The 16,927-nt window shown below is 69.6% G+C and carries 12 protein-coding genes; 9 read left to right on the top strand and 3 right to left on the bottom strand.

All coding sequences use genetic code 11. The annotated features are described in order from the left end of the window. Positions 1-159 precede the first annotated feature (159 nt). Positions 160-4,143 carry a type VII secretion protein EccCa gene (gene eccCa / locus AC5P1B_RS32655; protein WP_493891625.1) on the bottom strand — a complete coding sequence of 1,328 codons (3,984 nt, stop codon included), beginning with the start codon at positions 4,141-4,143 and terminating at the stop codon, positions 160-162. Between the two features lie 162 nt (positions 4,144-4,305). Here eccCa and eccD point away from each other — a divergent pair, with 162 nt between their 5' ends. The 6 genes from eccD (at position 4,306) to AC5P1B_RS32625 (ending at position 11,786) form a co-directional block, all read left to right on the top strand. Beyond that, the gene (gene eccD / locus AC5P1B_RS32650; RefSeq protein ID WP_493891624.1) at positions 4,306-5,775 is read left to right on the top strand and encodes a type VII secretion integral membrane protein EccD; all 1,470 of its coding nucleotides are present in this window, start codon (positions 4,306-4,308) and stop codon (positions 5,773-5,775) included. Between the two features lie 416 nt (positions 5,776-6,191). Continuing rightward, positions 6,192-6,479 carry a 30S ribosomal protein S15 gene (gene rpsO / locus AC5P1B_RS32645; RefSeq protein WP_383697749.1) on the top strand — a complete coding sequence of 96 codons (288 nt, stop codon included), beginning with the start codon at positions 6,192-6,194 and terminating at the stop codon, positions 6,477-6,479. Positions 6,480-6,895: 416 nt separating this feature from the next. Continuing rightward, on the top strand, positions 6,896-9,112 hold the full coding sequence (locus AC5P1B_RS32640) for a polyribonucleotide nucleotidyltransferase (protein ID WP_493891623.1): 2,217 nt from the start codon (positions 6,896-6,898) through the stop codon (positions 9,110-9,112). Then, positions 9,109-10,500, top strand: a complete 1,392-nt coding sequence (locus AC5P1B_RS32635; protein WP_493891622.1) for a M16 family metallopeptidase — start codon at positions 9,109-9,111, stop codon at positions 10,498-10,500. Before AC5P1B_RS32640 ends, AC5P1B_RS32635 begins: the two co-directional genes overlap by 4 nt. Before the next feature lie 75 nt (positions 10,501-10,575). Continuing rightward, complete coding sequence (gene dapB / locus AC5P1B_RS32630; protein WP_493891621.1) at positions 10,576-11,328, top strand: 4-hydroxy-tetrahydrodipicolinate reductase; 753 nt, start codon at positions 10,576-10,578, stop codon at positions 11,326-11,328. 5 nt (positions 11,329-11,333) lie between these two features. Next, positions 11,334-11,786, top strand: a complete 453-nt coding sequence (locus AC5P1B_RS32625) for a hypothetical protein (protein ID WP_493891620.1) — start codon at positions 11,334-11,336, stop codon at positions 11,784-11,786. 106 nt (positions 11,787-11,892) lie between these two features. Here AC5P1B_RS32625 and AC5P1B_RS32620 read toward each other — a convergent pair whose 3' ends face one another. Both AC5P1B_RS32620 and AC5P1B_RS32615 read right to left on the bottom strand, forming a co-directional pair. Then, positions 11,893-12,438, bottom strand: coding sequence for an SCO5741 family PH domain-containing membrane protein (locus tag AC5P1B_RS32620; RefSeq protein WP_493891619.1), 546 nt, complete (start codon positions 12,436-12,438; stop codon positions 11,893-11,895). Between the two features lie 55 nt (positions 12,439-12,493). Next, on the bottom strand, positions 12,494-12,736 hold the full coding sequence (locus AC5P1B_RS32615; RefSeq protein ID WP_493891618.1) for a hypothetical protein: 243 nt from the start codon (positions 12,734-12,736) through the stop codon (positions 12,494-12,496). A gap of 249 nt (positions 12,737-12,985) precedes the next feature. Here AC5P1B_RS32615 and thyX point away from each other — a divergent pair, with 249 nt between their 5' ends. The 3 genes from thyX to AC5P1B_RS32600 all read left to right on the top strand — a co-directional run bounded on the left by thyX (position 12,986) and on the right by AC5P1B_RS32600 (position 16,697). Further along, on the top strand, positions 12,986-13,726 hold the full coding sequence (gene thyX / locus AC5P1B_RS32610) for an FAD-dependent thymidylate synthase (RefSeq protein WP_493891617.1): 741 nt from the start codon (positions 12,986-12,988) through the stop codon (positions 13,724-13,726). Positions 13,727-13,985: 259 nt separating this feature from the next. Further along, positions 13,986-14,885, top strand: a complete 900-nt coding sequence (gene dapA / locus AC5P1B_RS32605; RefSeq protein ID WP_493891616.1) for a 4-hydroxy-tetrahydrodipicolinate synthase — start codon at positions 13,986-13,988, stop codon at positions 14,883-14,885. 126 nt (positions 14,886-15,011) lie between these two features. Then, on the top strand, positions 15,012-16,697 hold the full coding sequence (locus AC5P1B_RS32600) for a ribonuclease J (RefSeq protein ID WP_493891615.1): 1,686 nt from the start codon (positions 15,012-15,014) through the stop codon (positions 16,695-16,697). Positions 16,698-16,927 lie beyond the last annotated feature (230 nt).

Here is a 16,927-nt window from a genome sequence, read left to right as displayed (position 1 = left end):
CGCGCGTAGGCGGGTCAGGGCGGACACTCTGTGCTGAGTGTCCGCCCCGACTGTTTTCCGAGCCCCGCCCGCTGCCAGAATCACTCGAATCATCGAACCCGTGCCGGCGAACCCGTATCAGTGAACCCGTGCCGGCGAGCTCGTGCCGGCGGACCCGCGTCAGTGGTCCTGCAGCCAGCCCAGCTGGACCAGCGGTGTGCCGCGCTTGCGGGTGACCATGAAGCCCCGGCCCGGGGGCATGGGGCGGGGGCGGACGTTGCCGAGGACCTCGCCCTCGTTGCGGTCGCCGGAGAGGACTACGCCCTGGGCGCCGAGTTCCTTGACGCGTTGCATGAAGGCTTCGAACATGGAGCGGTTCGCCCCCGCTGAGCTGCGGGCGATGATGAAGCGGATGCCGACGTCGCGGGCGAAGGGCAGGTTCTCCACCATCACCGACAGGGGATTGCCGCTGCTGGTGGAGACGAGTTCGTAGTCGTCGATGATGACGAAGAACTGAGGGCCGCTCCACCAGCTGCGGTCGCGTAGCTGCTGCGCCGTGATGTCGGGCTGCGGCGTCCGGCGGTCCATGAGGCCGTTGAGGGCGTTCACGTGGAGCTGGAGGGCCGAGGCGACGGGGGCGTACTCCAGGAGGTGGCTGTCGGGGATCGCTTCGAGCAGGGACCGGCGGTAGTCACCAACGACGATCTTCGCTTCGTCCGGGCCGTACCGCTCCGAGATCTGTTTCGCGATCAGCCTCAGCAGAGCTGTCTTGCCGGATTCGCTCTCGCCGAAGATGAGGAAGAACGGGTCGGTCTCGAAGTCGACGAAGACCGGCTCCAGATTGGTCTCGTCGATGCCGATGGCGATGCCGCGCTCCGGGAATTCGAACCCCTTCGGGAGCTGGTCCGCGCGGAGTTTGCGGGGCAGGAGGCGGACGGCTGGGGCGTGCGGGCCGGACCAGTGGCTGGTGATGGCGCGCACCAGGGACGAGGTCGCTTCGGACAGGCTCTCCGGGGCGCCCTGGGCTGAGGCGGCGCGCGGCAGGCCGCTCATGAAGTGGAGCTTCTCGGGGGCCTGGCCGCGGCCGGGGACGCCGGCGGGCACGTTCGCGGCGACCTTGCGGTCGAATTCGGAGTCGATGGAGTCCCCGAGGCGCAGTTCGAGGCGGCCGAGGAGCTGGTCCTTGAGGTTGGCGCGCATCTCCATGTAACGCGAGGCGGTGACGACGACGTGGACGCCGTAGCCGAGGCCGCGGGCGGCGATGTCGGTGACGACGCTTTCGAGGATCTCGTAGTCCTGCTTGAACGGCCCCCAGCCGTCGATGACCAGGAACACATCACCCCAGGGCTGGTCAGCGAGCCGACCGGCGGCGCGCTGCTGGCGGTAGGTGGCGATGCTGTCGATGCCGTTGGCGCGGAAGTACTCCTCGCGGCGGGCCAGGACACCGGCCACCTCGGCGACGGTGCGCCGTACCTTCTCCGGGTCCAGCCGGGAGGCGATGCCGCCGACATGCGGCAGGTCGGCGATGGCGCTCATGCCGCCACCGCCGAAGTCGAGCCCGTAGAACTGGACTTCGTGCGGCGTGTGGGTCAGCGCGAAAGCCGTGATCATGGTGCGCAGGAGCGTGGACTTGCCGGACTGGGGCCCGCCGACGAGCAGCATGTGGCCCGCCGCGCCCGAGAAGTCGCGGTAGAGGACTTCGCGGCGCTGCTCGAAGGGTTTGTCGATGAGGCCGAGCGGAACGACAAGACCGCCCGAGCGGGTGTACTCCGCGGCGTGCAGCCCCCGCTCGGGGGAGGTGGACAGCGGCGGGAGCAACTGGTCCAGCGGCGGCGCCTCGTCCAGCGGCGGCAGCCAGACCTGGTGGGCGGCCTGCCCCTGACCTTCGAGGCGGCGGACGATCACGTCGAGGACCGTGTCGGCCAGCGCGTCGTCACCCGCGCGCGCGGGCGTGAGCGCCGCCCCCGGGTCCGGGGCCGCGTACACGACGGGCACCGGGGCGGCGGTGAACAGAGCGGGTCGGCGTTCGACGGGCAGCGCACCGGCTGACGTGGGCGCGGCGCCCGTGCGGTACACCCCGGAGACGTACGCCGCCTTGAAGCGGGTCATCTCCTCCGTACCGCACTTGAGGTAGCCGGAACCCGGAACGGACGGCAGGTGGTACGCGTCAGGGACGCCCAGTGCCGTACGGGACTCGGCGGCGGAGAAGGTGCGCAGGCCGATGCGGTACGAGAGGTAGGTGTCCAGGCCCCGTAGGCGGCCCTCCTCCAGACGCTGGGAGGCCAGCAGCAGATGGACGCCGAGCGAGCGACCGATGCGGCCGATCTGGATGAACATGTCGATGAAGTCCGGCTTGGCCGTCAGGAGTTCGCTGAACTCGTCGATGACCAGGACCAGCGACGCCAGCGGTTCCAGAGGCGCGCCCGCCGCGCGTGCCTTCTCGTAGTCGTGGATGTTGGCGTAGTTGCCCGCGGAGCGCAGCAGCTCCTGGCGCCGTTGCAGCTCGCCGCGGAGGGAGTCCCCCATCCGGTCGACCAGCGTCAGGTCGTCCGACAGGTTGGTGATGACCGCCGACACGTGCGGCATGCGGGACATGCCCGTGAAGGTCGCGCCGCCCTTGAAGTCCGCCAGGACGAAGTTCAGCGTCTCGGAGGAGTGCGTGACAGCGAGGCCGAGGACCAGGGTGCGCAGCAGCTCGGACTTGCCGGAGCCGGTGGCGCCCACGCACAGCCCGTGCGGCCCCATGCCCTCCTGCGCGGCCTCCTTCAGGTCGAGCATGACGGGCTGGCCGTCTTCGCCGACGCCGATCGGCACGCGCAGCCGCTCGGCCTGCGTACGGGGCCGCCAGGTACGCGCCACGTCCACGGCCGCCGCGTCACCCAGCCCCAGCAGGTCGGTGAAGTCGAGATTGGCGAGCAGCGGTTCGTCATCGTCCCCGCCGCCCATCCGCAACGGCGCCAACTGGCGGGCCAGCGCTTCCGACGCCTCCAGGGACAGCACGTCCGGCACGCCCTCGTAGCGGACGCCGCCGCCCGAGTCGAGACTGAGCCGCCCCGGCCGTACGACGACGGAAAGGCCGCCGCGCGGCTCGTCGAGCTCACCGGAGACCACCTCGACGACGGTGACGCCCTGCAGCCCTTCCTGCGCCGCGAACACCGAGTCCGGCGGCACCATTCCACCGTCCAGCACGATCACCAGATGAGGCTGGTCGAGCAGCGGCTGGCCGTCGCGGTTGAACCGCGGCCGCCCGTCCAGCCGCCCGGCGAGCAGCTCCTCCAGCTCGCCGAGGTCGTCACCGAACAGCCGCTTCGTACCAGCGCCGTCCACCGTGCCCTGCAGCTGCGTGTGCGGCAGCCACTTCGTCCAGTCCCAGCGCGGCACCGCGCCCGGCGATGCCACCACAGCGACCAGCAGGTCCTCCGGCGAGTGCAGCGCGACCAGCTGCGCCACCAGCGCCCGCGCCGCACCGTGCGCCGACTCCGCGTCGCCCGAGACCGTCACGTGGTAGAAGCGGCGCAGCGACACCGCCATCGGCAATCCGTCCAGCGAGCCGTGCACCGCCAGGAAACGCTGCATGGCGCCCGCCGACAGCGGCTCAAGCTCGTCCACGGGCGCGGTGTCGGGCGCCACCAGGGGCGTCGCCAGCTGCTGCGCGCCGAGGCCGACCCTGGCCTGCCCGAAGTCCGGGTCGCTGACCCGGCGCTCCCACACGCGGCCGGTCGCGTCCCCGGCGGAACGCGCGGAGCCCTCGGCCACCAGCGACCACAGCTGGTCCGGCGCCGGATGCAGAAACAGCTGGGCGTCGCGCTGCGCCCGCGCCGTCCGCCGGACCTGGCGCCGGGTCTGGGCGAGGTACTTCAGATAGTCCCGCCGTACGTCCGCCAGCTGACCCTGCGTGCCCCTGCGGTAGCGCACGACCTGCGCGATGACCATGGCGACCGTGGAGACCAGCATCAGCGCGCCCATGATGCGCATGAACGGGGGAGCGCCCGGCATGAAGAAGAAGACCACCGACGAACCCATGCCCAGCATCGGGAGCAGCTGCATCAGCACGCCCTCCTGCTGGCCGCGCGGCAGCTCAGGCGGCGCCTCCACCCGCAGCTCATCCGAAGGCACTTGAGACGGCAAAGCCCTCGGCGGACGCGTGACGACGATCTGACTCACCGGCGAACCAATCCCCCTGCGCGGTGACGACGTCGGGAAATGCCGGGTCGAAACGCCCCATAGCGCCGACCGCTCACCGCACTCGGTGATCCTACTGACACGCTGTGACATCAGCGTAGATAGGGTGTCGCCGCGCATCCGTCGAACAGAGGGGTCCCCCTGGTGAGTCCGACCGCAACGACCGGCTTCTGCCGTGTCACCGTCGTCGCTCCCGACAGCCGCATCGACGTCGCCCTGCCGGACGACATCGCGGTTGCCGACGTGTATCCCGAAATCCTGCGGCTGACCGGGCAGACCCAGCCCGCGGGCGCGCCCACCGGCTACCACCTGCTGCGCCGTGACGGGGCCGTCCTCGACAGCGCACGCACCCTGGCCGCCCAGCGCGTACTCGATGGCGAACTGCTGAGCCTGCGGCCGTTCGCCGAGTCCCTCCCGCCGGCCGTCTTCGACGACGTGTCCGACGCCGTCGCCACCGCCGTGGTCCGCGACCGGCACCTGTGGCGGGACGACCTGCTGCGCGGTGCCGGGCTGGTCGGCGGGGTGCTGCTGCTCATCCTGCTGGGCGCCGTGCTCTGGTACGCCGACCCCGACCGGCACAACATGCACAGCCTCCCCGGGATCATCGCCGGCGTGGCCGGACTGCTGCTGACGGCGCTGGCCGGGGTCAGGGCACGGGTCTACGACGACCGGGCCTCGGCCGTCGCGCTGGGCCTGGCCGCCATGCCGCAGCTGCTCATCGCAGGCTCGGGGATCACCGCCGCAGAGCAGGGGGAGGGGCCCGGGCAGCTGCAGTTCCTGCTGGGCTGCGTCTGCTTGCTGGTGGCGTCCGTCGCGCTGGCCGCACTGACGCCGCACGGAGCGGCACCTTTCGTCGCCGTCGCTTTCGCCGCCACCATCGGCACCCTCGCCACGTTCTGCGCCATCCTCAGTGAGGTCACCGCCACCGACGCCGCCGCGGTCTGCGCGCCGGTCGCGATCGGCACCATGGCGTTCCTGCCCGGCCTGTCCACCCGCTTCGCCCGGCTGCCCATCGGCTACGCCTCCCCGTACAGCGCGACGCGTGCCGACTTCGACGCCGACCCGGATCAGCCGCCCGCGCCCGAGCCGGTGGACGCGGAGCGCGTCGCGGCCCAGGCGCGGCGCGGCCACGAGATGCTGCTCGGCCTGGTCGGCGGCTGCTCCGTGGTCGTCATCGGCGCGGCCGCCGTCCTCGGCTTCTCCGACTCGCTGTGGGGGCAGGTGCTGGCGCTCACCACCGGCCTGGCGATGCTGCTGCGCGCCCGGCTCTTCCGCTACACCTCGCAGGTCGCCTGCGTCCTCATCGCGGGAATCACCGCCATCGGGCTGCTGGTACTCGGCCTCGCGCTGAACACCCCGGGCGGTATGCGCCACGAACTGCTGCGCGGCGACCACACCGGCATGGACGGGCGTACGGTCTGGCTCGCCGGAGCCGTCGCGGCCGGAGCCGCGCTGATCACCGCCATCGGCCTGATCATCCCGAAGAAGGGGCTCACGCCGTTCTGGGGCCGCGTCTCCGACCTCGCCGAGGGCGCCTTCCTGCTGTCACTGGTGCCGCTGTGCCTTGCCGTACTCGACATCTACGCGTCGGCACGGAGCATGACCAGCGGCTGACGCACGCGCGGGGCGCGACAGAGGCGCCCCGCGCCCCATGCGGTGCGGGCTCCGTGCTTCGTGCTCCGTGCTCCGTGCGGCGGTGTCCCTGCCCCGTGCCCCGTGCCCCGTACGGCGCCCCCGTGCCCCGTACGGCGCCCCCGTGCCCCGTGCGGTGCAGCCCCGTGCCCGTGCCCCGCGCCCCGTATCCCCCGTACGATGCCGGTCCCGCCCGCCCCGCCTGGTCGCCGACCCCCGCGACCAGTGGTAAAGGGTCATGTCCTCGACTGGTACGCTGTGTGACGGCCGTGTGTGTACGCGTTTCCGGAGTGTCTGGAAACTGCGCCCAGCGGACCCCGCCTCCCGAGTCACGGAAGCTCCCCTGCGTGTCAGACCAGGGGCACTCGGCGGCTAAAACGAGAAACCAAGGAGTACGCGTGCCGCTTGACGCCGCAACGAAGAAGCAGATCATGAGCGAGTTCGCCACCAAGGAGGGTGACACCGGTTCCCCCGAGGTTCAGGTCGCCATGCTCTCGCGTCGCATCTCGGATCTGACGGAGCACCTCAAGACGCACAAGCACGACCACCACTCGCGCCGTGGTCTGCTGCTCCTGGTTGGCCAGCGTCGCCGCCTGCTGCAGTACCTGGCGAAGAAGGACATCACGCGTTTCCGTGCGCTCGTCGAGCGCCTCGGCATCCGCCGTGGTGCGGCAGGCGCCAAGTAATACGCGTGCAGGGAGCGGTTCCCCCGCCTGGGGGCCGCTCCCTTTGCCGTACATGTACGTATGTACGGACGTACACGGACAGCGAGCATATGTGGCGCCTCAGTGCGTGACGTGCCGCTGTACGCGGTCGTCCACGGAGTGACTCCGTGACGACCTGGGCAGACGCCTTTGCCATCGTCGCGGTGGCCGAAGGTTTGTAGTCTGGTCCCATAACGCCATAAAGAACGAGGGGGAGCGCTCTCTTCCCGCCGCATCGACGCCGCAGGCGCCGGTCCTCGGTAGTGGCTCCCGGAACTGGCAATTCCGGTGGCTTCGATCGAAGACCGGCCCGGCCGCCGGAACCAACGGCACGAGGCGCTCCACCACCAACGTCCCCCGCCACACGGGCGAGGGACGCAGACGAGGAGATTTTCCTGGTGGAGAACGAGACCCACTACGCCGAGGCCGTAATCGACAACGGCAGCTTCGGCACCCGCACCATCCGCTTCGAGACGGGCCGCCTGGCCAAGCAGGCCGCCGGCTCCGCCGTGGCGTACCTGGACGACGACACCATGGTGCTGTCGGCCACCACCGCTTCCAAGAACCCGAAGGACCAGCTGGACTTCTTCCCGCTGACCGTCGACGTCGAGGAGCGGATGTACGCAGCCGGGAAGATCCCCGGTTCCTTCTTCCGTCGTGAGGGCCGGCCCTCCGAGGACGCGGTCCTCACCTGCCGCCTGATCGACCGCCCGCTGCGCCCCTCGTTCAAGAAGGGCCTGCGTAACGAGATCCAGATCGTCGAGACGATCATGGCGCTCAACCCCGACCACCTCTACGACGTGGTCGCCATCAACGCCGCCTCCTGCTCCACGCAGCTGGCGGGTCTGCCGTTCTCCGGCCCGATCGGTGGCACGCGTGTCGCGCTGATCAACGGCCAGTGGGTCGCTTTCCCGACCCACACCGAGCTGGAGAACGCCGTCTTCGACATGGTCGTCGCCGGTCGCGTCCTCGATGACGGTGACGTCGCGATCATGATGGTCGAGGCTGAGGCCACCGAGAAGACGATCCAGCTGGTCAAGGACGGCGCCGAAGCCCCCACCGAAGAGGTCGTGGCTGCCGGTCTTGAGGCTGCCAAGCCGTTCATCAAGGCGCTGTGCAAGGCCCAGTCGGAGCTCGCCGCCAAGGCCGCGAAGCCGACTGGCGAGTTCCCGGTCTTCCTTGAGTACCAGGACGACGTCCTGGAGGCGCTGACCGCCGCGGTCAAGAGCGAGCTGTCCCAGGCGCTGACCATCGCGGGCAAGCAGGAGCGCGAGACGGAGCTGGACCGCGTCAAGGGTCTGGCCGCCGAGAAGCTGCTCCCGCAGTTCGAGGGCCGCGAGAAGGAGATCTCCGCCGCGTACCGTTCGCTGACCAAGTCCCTGGTCCGTGAGCGTGTCATCAAGGAGAAGAAGCGCATCGACGGCCGCGGCGTGACGGACATCCGTACGCTCGCCGCTGAGGTCGAGGCGATTCCGCGGGTGCACGGCTCGGCGCTGTTCGAGCGCGGCGAGACCCAGATCCTGGGTGTCACCACGCTGAACATGCTCCGCATGGAGCAGCAGCTGGACACGCTGTCGCCGGTGACGCGCAAGCGCTACATGCACAACTACAACTTCCCGCCCTACTCGGTCGGTGAGACCGGCCGCGTGGGTTCGCCCAAGCGCCGCGAGATCGGCCACGGCGCGCTGGCCGAGCGGGCGATCGTGCCCGTGCTGCCGTCGCGCGAGGAGTTCCCGTACGCCATCCGCCAGGTCTCCGAGGCGCTCGGCTCCAACGGTTCGACCTCCATGGGCTCCGTCTGCGCCTCCACCATGTCGCTGCTGAACGCCGGTGTGCCGCTGAAGGCCCCCGTCGCCGGTATCGCCATGGGTCTGATCTCCCAGGAGATCGACGGCCAGACGCACTACGTCGCCCTCACCGACATCCTCGGTGCGGAGGACGCGTTCGGTGACATGGACTTCAAGGTCGCCGGTACGAAGCAGTTCGTCACCGCGCTCCAGCTCGACACCAAGCTCGACGGCATCCCCGCCTCGGTCCTGGCCGCCGCGCTGAAGCAGGCCCGCGACGCGCGCCTCCACATCCTCGATGTGATGAACGAGGCCATCGACGTCCCGGACGAGATGTCCCCGAACGCCCCCCGGATCATCACCGTCAAGATCCCGGTGGACAAGATCGGTGAGGTCATCGGCCCCAAGGGCAAGATGATCAACCAGATCCAGGAGGACACCGGCGCCGACATCACGATCGAGGACGACGGCACCATCTACATCGGTGCCGCCGACGGCCCGGCCGCCGAGGCCGCCCGTGCCACGATCAACGGCATCGCCAACCCGACCATGCCGGAGGTCGGCGAGCGCTACCTGGGTACGGTCGTCAAGACCACCACCTTCGGCGCGTTCGTGTCCCTGCTCCCGGGCAAGGACGGCCTGCTGCACATCTCGCAGATCCGCAAGCTCGCCGGTGGCAAGCGCGTGGAGAACGTCGAGGACGTGCTCGCGGTCGGCGCGAAGGTCCAGGTCGAGATCGCTGAGATCGACCAGCGCGGCAAGCTCTCCCTGATCCCCGTGATCGAGGGCGAGGCCGGCGACGACGAGAAGGACGAAGCCGCCCAGTGACGTCCCGTGCGCACCGCGCGACGGCCCGCCCCTCTTCGGAGGGGCGGGCCGTCGCCCGTACCCGGTCCACCACCCAGACCCTCCTGAAGGGCGAGAACGGCATCGGAACGGTCCGCAGGACCACCCTCCCCGGGGGCTTGCGGGTCGTCACCGAGACCCTGCCGTCCGTCCGGTCGGCGACGTTCGGCATCTGGGCACACGTCGGCTCCAGGGACGAGACCCCGGCGCTCAACGGAGCCACCCACTACCTGGAGCACCTGCTCTTCAAGGGCACCAAGCGGCGCAGCGCGCTCGACATCTCCGCCGCTCTCGACGCGGTCGGCGGTGAGATGAACGCGTTCACCGCGAAGGAGTACACCTGCTATTACGCACGGGTCCTGGACTCCGATCTGCCGCTCGCCATCGACGTCGTGTGCGACATGCTGACCGGTTCGCTGATCGAGGCCGAGGACGTGGACGCCGAACGCGGCGTCATCCTCGAAGAGATCGCGATGACCGAGGACGACCCCGGCGACTGCGTGCACGACCTGTTCGCCGAGACCATGTTCGGCGACACCCCCCTCGGCCGCCCCGTGCTCGGCACCGTCGACACGGTCAACGCCCTGACACGGGACCGCGTCGCGCGTTTCTACCGCAAGCACTACGACCCCACCCACCTGGTGGTGGCCGCGGCGGGCAACGTCGACCACGCCCGTGTCGTACGCCAGGTCCGCGCGGCCTTCGACCGGGCCGGTGCGCTGGAGCGTACGGACGCGGAGCCGGTCGCGCCGCGCTCGGGCAGCCGTACGATCCGCACGGCCGGCCGCGTCGACCTGCTGGACCGCAAGACGGAGCAGGCGCACGTCATGCTCGGCATGCCGGGCATCGCCCGTACCGACGCCCGCCGCTGGGCACTCGGCGTCCTGAACACCGCGCTGGGCGGCGGCATGAGTTCCCGCTTGTTCCAGGAGGTCAGGGAGAAGCGCGGGCTGGCCTACAGCGTGTACTCGTACACCTCGGGCTTCGCTGACTGCGGCCTGTTCGGCGTCTACGCGGGCTGCCGCCCGAGCCAGGTGCACGACGTGCTGAAGATCTGCCGCGACGAGCTCGACCAGGTCGCCGAGAACGGCCTGAGCGACGAGGAGCTGCGCCGCGCCATCGGCCAGCTCTCCGGCTCGACGGTGCTCGGCCTGGAGGACACCGGCGCCCTCATGAACCGCATCGGCAAGAGCGAGCTGTGCTGGGGCGATCAGATGTCCGTCGACGACATGCTGCGGAAGATCGCCGCCGTCACCCCGGACGAGGTGCGCGAAGTCGCCCGCGACGTCCTGGGGCAGCGCCCTTCCCTCGCGGTCATCGGTCCCCTCAAGGACAAGCAGGCCGCCCGCCTCCACGACGCGGTCGCCTGACCTGACGGCCGTGCCCGCGGCCGTGTCCCACCCGCCCAGCCGTCCGACTCCCCAACCGAGAGAAAGCCAGGAACGATGAGCAAGCTGCGCGTTGCCGTGACCGGAGCCAGGGGCCGGATCGGCTCCGAGGCCGTACGGGCGGTCGAGGCGGCGGACGACATGGAACTCGTCGCCGCGCTCGGCCGCGGAGACCGGCTGGAGACGCTGACCGAGGCGGGCGCCCAGGTCCTCGTCGAGCTGACCCATCCCGACTCGGTCATGGGCAACCTTGAGTTCTGCGTCCGCAACGGCATTCACGCGGTGGTCGGCACGACCGGCTGGACCGAGGACCGGCTGGCACAGCTGGGGGAGTGGCTGGACGCCTCCCCGGGCACGGGCGTACTCATCGCCCCGAACTTCTCCATCGGCGCGGTGCTCACCATGCGGTTCGCCCAGCAGGCGGCCCGCTTCTTCGAGTCCGTAGAGATCATCGAGCTGCACCACCCCAACAAGGCGGACGCCCCGTCCGGCACCGCCACCCGCACCGCGCAGCTGATCGCCGCCGCGCGCCAGGAGGCGGGCTGCGCCCCGCAGCCGGACGCGACGACCACGGCGCTGGACGGTGCGCGCGGCGCGGACGTGGACGGCGTACCGGTGCACTCCGTGCGGCTGCGCGGGCTCCTCGCCCACCAGGAGGTGCTGCTCGGTGACACCGGCGAGACGCTCACCATCAGGCACGACTCCATCCACCACAGCTCCTTCATGCCGGGCATCCTGCTCGGCGCGCGGCGCGTGGTGACCACCGAGGGCCTGACCTTCGGGCTGGAAAACTTTCTGGATCTGGGCTGAGAACCATGCGCGCAAAGATCACCTACTTCGGGCTCGCCGCTGTCCTGGTCGTCTACTTCGTGCTCGTCGGGAGCCGCGGGGTGCTGCTGATCCAGCAGGGCACCGTGCTGACCATCGCGTTCGGCGCGGGCGTGCTGATCCTGCCGTTCATCGGGGCCTGGTTCCTGTGGCAGACCACGAAGTTCGCCCGCAACGCGGGGCGCCTCGCCCGCGAGCTTGAAGCGGAGGGCGCGCTGCCCGTCGATGACCTGGCGCGCACGCCGAGCGGCCGGATCGACCGGGAGTCGGCGGACGCGGTCTTCGCCGAGCGGCGGGCCCAGACCGAGGCGGCCCCGGACGACTGGCGTGTCTGGTTCCGGCTGGCCATCGCCTACTACGACGCCCGCGATACGCCGCGCGCGCGTAAGGCGATGCAGCGCGCCATCAACCTGCGCGACGGGCAGCCGGTGCGCGGCTAGCCGGTGGTACGGGGCGGCGGCGCCGCTGATCTGCTCGTCAGGCCCTCGCCGGCCCATCGCGTCGGCGAGGGCCTGACGCGTTGGCGGACCGCGCGCGCCGCAGTGCTCACGCGTGCTGGGCGGCCCATGCCTTGATGGTGGCGGCGGCCCGGTCGAACGCCCCGGGGCGGCTGAGGAAGTCGCTGTTGTGGTCGGTGATCAGCGTACGGAGCGGCGCGCCGTCCGCCGTGGTGATGATCAGCGCCTGGCCCTGCACCGTACGCGGCAGCCCCAGCAGCTTCACCGGCTGCTGCCCCGTGCGGACCGAGGCGACCTGCTGCCAGCTCAACGTCACGGTGCGCAGGAAACCGGTCTGGCGGAGCCCGCTCTCGCTCACCCAGACGCCGACCCGCAGCAGCCGTACGGCGACGGCGATGATCAGAGCGGCGATGGCCACGCACACACCGGCCCCGGGCAGGGAGCCCGCGAGCGCGATGATCATGGCTGACAGCAGGACGAAGGACGTGAGCAGCAGCAGTACGGCGGCCAGCGCGACCCGCCACGGCCCGGGCCGGTACGGGCGGTGCCACTGATCCTGGCTCTCGTAGGGCAGCGGGGCGGCGGTGGCCGGATCGTCGAACTCGCGGTCAGCCGTCAGAAAGGGCAGGGGCACGGTCGTCCTCACTCACCAGCAGCTCGATGGGGCTGTCGGTGCGTGAGGTTACCGCTCAGTGGCCCTCGGCCGCTTCCGAGTGCGGCACCCGGTGAGTGGTGTGTGAGCCGGAGTCCAGGGACGGCATGCCGAACAGCAGGGCCCCGGCGAATCCCGCCGCTATGGTGAGCCCGACCAGGGTTCGCCCGGCTATCTGGGAGCGCGTCGACGGTTCTCGGGGCGGCGGCGTCACGTTGCTGCGGAACCGGTCGGCTTCGGCGACGAAGGCGAACGGCACGGGCTCTCGCCGGCGGAACATTTGGCGCTCTCCTGTGAACTCGGGCGCGGCGGCCGCGCGAATAGGGCATCTGTGGGAGGAACGTATGAGCTGCCCCTGTCGTGCCCGTATCGGGCAACTGAGGAGAAAAATATCAATCGCCTCTTCCGACTCCGCCATCGGGGTCCGTTTTGTCCCGCAACCACCCGGTCGGAGGTGTCCGCCGCGACTGTCGGTGGTGGCCCGTAAGCTGGGCGCCGCCCGAGCGAAGCAACTGGAAGGACCCTCTCAGTGACCGACACTCCCGAAGCGAGCGCCACGGCCAGTTTCCGCAGTGACATGACCGTTGAGCTGGTCAAACACAGCGCTTCCGACTCCGATGTGCTGTGGGCCGCACGGGTCTCCACAGCGGGCGAGCAATCGCTGGAGGAACTGCAGAAAGACCCGGAGCGCTCCAAGGGGCTCATCAACTTCCTGATGCGGGACCGGCACGGCAGCCCCTTCGAGCACAACTCGATGACCTTCTTCGTGGGCGCCCCGATCTTCGTCTTCCGTGAGTTCATGCGGCACCGCGTGGGCTGGTCGTACAACGAGGAGTCCGGCCGCTACCGCGAGCTGCAGCCCGTCTTCTATATCCCAGGAGAGTCCCGCAAGCTGGTCCAGCAGGGCCGCCCCGGCAAGTACCAGTTCGTCGAGGGCACCCAGGCGCAGCAGCACCTCACGGGCAAGATCATGGAGGACTCCTACGGCCACGCCTACGAGGCCTACCAGGAGATGCTCGACGCCGGAGTCGCCCGCGAGGTCGCGCGCGCCGTGCTCCCGGTCGGCCTGTACTCCTCGATGTACGCGACGTGCAACGCGCGGTCCCTGATGCACTTCCTCGGCCTGCGCACCCAGCACGAGCAGGCGGCCGTGCCGTCCTTCCCGCAGCGGGAGATCGAGATGGTCGGCGAGCTGATGGAGGCCGAGTGGGCCCGGCTGATGCCGCTCACCCACGCGGCGTTCAACGCCAACGGGCGCGTCGCCCCGTAGGCGCTGGTGTCCGGACCGTGCGACGAGATGTCCGTATTGCGGCGTTTCATGAAGTTCATCTAGGCTGATCAAACGGGCCCGGCACTGTCTGAACCCCCGAGCAGGCAGTGCCGGTGCCCTTTTTCTCAAGATTCCTCAAGAATTTTCCCCAGCCTCCCCGACCTTGGCTGGTTTTCTCCCGCTTTCCTCGGACACCCTGACGGCGTCGCGGGTCCCCCGAGGGCGCACGGTAGGGTGCGCTGCGAGTAGCGTGGTGCCTATGGCCCCGACTTCCACATCGCAGACCCCCTTCGGGCGCGTGCTGACCGCCATGGTCACGCCGTTCACGGCTGACGGCGCGCTCGATCTCGACGGCGCTCAGCGGCTTGCCGCCCACCTGGTGGACGCCGGCAACGACGGACTGATCATCAACGGCACCACCGGTGAGTCCCCCACGACCAGCGATGCGGAAAAAGCCCAGCTCGTACGGGCCGTCGTGGAAGCGGTCGGGGAGCGCGCCCATGTCGTCGCCGGAGCCGGCACCAACGACACCCGGCACAGCGTCGAGCTGGCCCGCGCCGCCGCCAAGGCCGGCGCCCACGGTCTGCTCGCGGTCACGCCGTACTACAGCAAGCCCCCGCAGGAGGGCCTGCTCCGGCACTTCACGGCCATCGCCGACGCCACCGAGCTGCCGGTCATGCTGTACGACATCCCTGGCCGCAGCGGCGTCCCGATCAGCACCGAGACCATGGTCAGGCTCGCTGAGCACCCGCGCGTCGTCGCCAACAAGGACGCCAAGGGCGACCTCGGCCGCGCCAGCTGGGCCATCGCCCGCTCGCGGCTCGCCTGGTACTCGGGCGACGACATGCTGAACCTGCCGCTGCTCTCCGTCGGCGCCGTCGGGTTCGTCTCCGTCGTCGGCCACCTCGTCAGCCCCGAGCTGCGCTCCCTGCTCGACGCGCACCTGACCGGGGACGTCGCGAAGGCGACCGAGATCCACCAGCAGCTGCTTCCGGTCTTCACCGGCATGTTCCGCACCCAGGGCGTCATCACGACGAAGGCCGCGCTCACGCTCCAGGGCCTGCCCGCAGGCCCGCTGCGACTGCCCCTCGTGGAGCTCTCTCCCGAGGAAACCGAGCAGCTCAAGCGCGATCTTGCCGCTGGCGGGGTACAGCTGTAACCACAGACTTCACAACTTCATACCGCCCTAACTGCAAGTGCACGAATGTCACCCGCGCCACGTGCCTCCCTGTGTGCTCCCTTCGGAGACCAGGGGACATGTGGCGCGCGTGGTGAGGAGAGTCTTTTGAGTCATCCGCATCCAGAGCTCGGCTCACCGCCGAAGCTTCCCAAGGACGGCCTGCGCGTCACCCCGCTCGGCGGGCTGGGCGAAATCGGCCGCAATATGACCGTCTTCGAATACGGTGGACGGCTGTTGATCGTCGACTGCGGAGTGCTCTTCCCCGAGGAGGAGCAGCCCGGAGTTGACTTGATCCTGCCGGACTTCTCGTCCATCCGGGACCGCCTCGGCGACATCGACGGCATCGTGCTCACGCACGGCCACGAGGACCACATCGGCGGCGTCCCCTACCTGCTGCGCGAAAAGCCGGACATCCCGCTGATCGGCTCCAAGCTGACGCTCGCACTGATCGAGGCGAAGCTCCAGGAGCACCGCATCCGGCCGTACACCCTTGAGGTGAAGGAGGGGCACGAGGAACGGATCGGCCCCTTCGCCTGCGAGTTCGTCGCGGTGAACCACTCCATTCCGGACGCCCTCGCCGTCGCCATCAGGACCCCGGCGGGCATGGTCGTCCACACCGGCGACTTCAAGATGGATCAGCTTCCGCTCGACGGCCGCCTGACCGACCTGCCCGCCTTCGCGAAGCTCGGCGAGGAGGGCATCGACCTGCTGCTCTCGGACTCCACGAACGCCGAGGTCCCCGGCTTCGTCGCACCTGAGCGGGACATCTCGAACGTCCTGCGCCAGGTTTTCGCCAGCGCGGACAAGCGGATCATCGTGGCCAGCTTCGCCAGCCACGTGCACCGTATCCAGCAGATCCTCGACGCCGCCCACGAGTTCGGGCGGCGCGTCGCCTTCGTCGGCAGATCGATGGTCCGCAACATGGGCATCGCCCGTGACCTGGGCTATCTGCGCGTCCCCGCCGGGCTCGTCGTCGACGTCCGCGTCCTGGACGACCTGCCGGACGACGAGGTCGTCCTGGTCTGTACGGGGTCACAGGGCGAACCGATGGCGGCGCTGTCCCGCATGGCCAACCGTGATCATCAGATCCGCATCGTGCAGGGCGACACGGTCATCCTGGCCTCGTCGCTGATCCCCGGTAACGAGAACGCGGTGTACCGGGTCATCAACGGCTTGACGCGCTGGGGCGCGAACGTCATCCATAAGGGCAATGCGAAGGTGCACGTCTCCGGCCACGCGTCCGCCGGTGAGCTGCTGTACTTCTACAACATCTGCAAGCCGCGCAACCTCATGCCCGTCCACGGTGAATGGCGCCATCTGCGCGCCAACGCGGAACTCGGCGCGTTGACCGGTGTGCCCAAGGACCGGGTGGTCATCGCCGAGGACGGCGTCGTCGTCGACTTGGTGGACGGCATCGCCAAGATCGTCGGCAAGGTGCAGGCGGGCTATGTGTACGTGGACGGCCTGTCGGTCGGCGATGTCACGGAGTCCTCCCTCAAGGACCGGCGCATCCTGGGAGACGAGGGCATCATCTCCGTCTTCATCGTGGTGGACAGTACGACCGGCAAGATCGTCGGGGGCCCGCATATCCAGGCCCGTGGCTCCGGCATCGACGATTCCGCATTCGTCGCCGTGGCCCCGAAGATCGAGGAAGCGCTGGCCAAATCCGCTTCGGACGGCGTCGCTGAGCCGCACCAGCTTCAGCAGCTCGTACGGCGTGCGATCGGCAAGTGGGTGTCCGACAGCTACCGCCGTCGGCCGATGATCCTCCCTGTGGTCATCGAGGTCTGACGCCCCATCACCCTCTCGACGGCCGTGCCCGGCCTCGATTTGCCTCCGGGCGCGGCCGTCCAGTACGTTTACGGCTCCACCTCACCGGGAACCCGGCGTACTTGTGCGCTGAGAAGGTTCCGCAGAGGGGGTGGGAATTCGACTCAGGGAGACCTGATAAAGTCGGAGCAGCCGAAAGGCAAAGGCCCTCCAACGGCCACTGGAAACAAATTCAGACCAGACCGCGGCTT

The organism is Streptomyces sp. A01, from assembly GCF_059026195.1.
This window is presented reverse-complemented; position numbering and strand designations above follow the sequence as displayed.